2 protein-coding genes and 2 pseudogenes are annotated in these 1,090 nt (G+C 65.5%); 1 reads left to right on the top strand and 3 read right to left on the bottom strand.

Annotated features, from left to right (window positions below; translation table 11 throughout):
* Positions 1-116, top strand: a pseudogene (locus JYJ84_RS38200) (4-hydroxy-tetrahydrodipicolinate synthase); the annotation flags it as partial.
* 56 nt (positions 117-172) lie between these two features.
* On the opposite strand, the gene JYJ84_RS37310 reads toward JYJ84_RS38200, so the two are convergent.
* From JYJ84_RS37310 to JYJ84_RS37300, 3 genes and pseudogenes are all read right to left on the bottom strand, one after another.
* A complete protein-coding gene (locus tag JYJ84_RS37310) occupies positions 173-553 on the bottom strand; it encodes a type II toxin-antitoxin system VapC family toxin (RefSeq protein WP_122946405.1) in 381 nt (126 codons plus the stop codon).
* Positions 553-762: a hypothetical protein gene (locus tag JYJ84_RS37305; RefSeq protein WP_122946406.1), complete on the bottom strand. Its 210-nt coding sequence runs from the start codon at positions 760-762 to the stop codon at positions 553-555. Before JYJ84_RS37305 ends, JYJ84_RS37310 begins: the two co-directional genes overlap by 1 nt.
* Before the next feature lie 115 nt (positions 763-877).
* A pseudogene (locus JYJ84_RS37300) lies at positions 878-1,090 on the bottom strand (LysR family transcriptional regulator); the annotation flags it as partial.

The following is a 1,090-nucleotide window of genomic DNA, read 5'->3' as shown; positions in this document are numbered from 1 at the left end:
GGTGCGAGGACGGGTTGCGGCTGCCGTTCGTGCCGGCGAGTGAAGGGTTGAAGGTGCGGCTGGCAGCCATTTGTGCGGAACTGGACGAAATCGAGCCGGACGTCGCCGCGGCATGAACCGCGACGCCACATGGCGCGCAGGCCACCGATGGATTTCGCCCCGACAGATTGCTTCAAACTGTCAGAACGAGAGACAGATCGTACTGTGCAAGATGGGCATCGGCCGTCACGAGCTGAAGCGGCTCGTGACGGGCCTGCGCGACCAGCAAGCGATCAAATGGATCACGATGGTGATGCGGCAGATCGCGGACCGCGGCCCCATGCACGGCCAGAACCGGTAGCTCGCGAATCCCGCTTGAGCCGATCGAGTCGATCAGCTTGCCGACGTCGATATCGAGCTTCCCCAAGCCGGCCTTGATGGCGGCCTCCCAGATACTCGCGCTGCTGACGAAACGTTCGTCTGCGGCCGAGATCAGCCTGCGCGCCCGTGCGTTGAGCTTGGGGTCATTGGTTACGATCCACAAAAAGATGTGCGTATCGAGCAACAGCCGCATCAGCGCCCTTCGAAAGCGTCCAGCAGGTAATCGGGCAATGGAGCATCGAAGTCGTCCGCGATCCACGCCTGCCCTTGCAGGACACCAAACCGAACGGGCGGACCGGCAGGCACCAGTCGATCGGCTGACGCCCCGTCACCGGGGATCGTGGCATCGGCCCTTTGGGCCGGATCGACCGCGCTGGCGCGCGGCGTATTCGCGTTCTGCATGATGACCTCCGTTTCAAGTGATCATCACTGTAGTCAGGTTCCCCCGATCGATCCATTCGACCGATCGGCAGAGGGATTACCGAACCGCGCCCTGCGACGGCAATCGAGCGTTTCGTCACGCCGCCAGCGCCACCCCCTCCGTCGCCTCCCCCACCGCCTGCTTCACGATCCGCGCGAGCCGATCGACGGTCGGCGTCGCCGACGACGCGCGCCGCAGCAGGATCAGCGGCAGGCTCGGCAGTGCCGGCAGCCCGCACGACGCCGCATCGAGCACGCGCACCGACGCGGGCAGCCCGTAATGCGAGCGCACCGTCAGCCCGAGGCCGGC

The organism is Burkholderia sp. LMG 13014 (genome assembly GCF_905232215.1).
In the GTDB taxonomy this organism is placed as follows: domain Bacteria; phylum Pseudomonadota; class Gammaproteobacteria; order Burkholderiales; family Burkholderiaceae; genus Burkholderia.
Note: the sequence above shows the minus strand (reverse complement) of the source record. Positions and strands in the feature narration are given on the sequence as shown.